Origin of the sequence: Geobacillus sp. LYN3 (assembly GCF_003064505.1) — a bacterium.
In the GTDB taxonomy this organism is placed as follows: domain Bacteria; phylum Bacillota; class Bacilli; order Bacillales; family Anoxybacillaceae; genus Parageobacillus_B; species Parageobacillus_B toebii.
The window spans coordinates 1-285 of sequence record NZ_QCWL01000095.1 but is presented as its reverse complement, the minus strand read 5'-3'; the positions used below and the strand labels follow the sequence as shown (position 1 = coordinate 285).

Genomic DNA, 285 nt, shown 5'->3' with positions numbered 1-285 from the left:
TGGGCTTCGACGGCTTGCTTGGCGGCTAACAGAAACGTGGTCATGCGCATCGCCCACGTATGCCCCTGTTCGATGAATCCTTTTAACTCACGCAAATGGTGGGCATGACAAAGGGCATGGGTGGCATGTGTGTATTTCGGATACGTACCGAACGCATCGTGCATCATCGTCCCTTCATATCGGGGAAGAATCCCGATATCATCGGTCGCTTTTTTTCCACGAGAAGCGTGAGGAGCCAAGTATGTATATCTCGATGTACACGCGACATGCACCCATGCGAGTTTC

At 51.9% G+C, this 285-nt stretch carries 1 protein-coding gene; it reads right to left on the bottom strand.

Translation table 11 applies throughout. From position 1 onward, the window contains the following. Positions 1-285 (bottom strand): IS66 family transposase (locus DCC82_RS17250; protein WP_146177925.1); only part of this gene is annotated, 285 nt, incomplete at both ends.